Source organism: Streptomyces kebangsaanensis (assembly GCF_001906585.1).
Taxonomy (GTDB): Bacteria; Actinomycetota; Actinomycetes; order Streptomycetales; family Streptomycetaceae; genus Streptomyces; species Streptomyces kebangsaanensis.
This window is the reverse complement of the sequence record NZ_JUJA01000114.1, coordinates 19353-19562: the sequence shown is the minus strand read 5'-3', so window position 1 is coordinate 19562 and position 210 is coordinate 19353. Positions and strand designations below refer to the sequence as shown.

The following is a 210-nucleotide window of genomic DNA, read 5'->3' as shown; positions in this document are numbered from 1 at the left end:
AGGCTGGGCTGCCGCGTATGCCTGACCCTGACCCTGTGGCTGTGGCTGTGGCTGTGGCTGTGGCTGTGGCTGTGGCTGTGGCTGTGGCTGGGCTGCTGCCTGGGCTGGTGGCTGCGGTGTCGTCCGGCGCGGGGGCTGGGCGGCCCGGTGCGCCTGCTCCTGAGCCTGCGCCTGCGCCTGCGGTGCGGGCTGTGCCGGCGGCTGCGGCTG

At 75.2% G+C, this 210-nt stretch carries 1 protein-coding gene; it reads left to right on the top strand.

The window, feature by feature from the left end:
- Positions 1 to 210: hypothetical protein (locus tag RH94_RS46990; RefSeq protein ID WP_199880983.1), on the top strand; the 210-nt coding region annotated here is incomplete at both ends.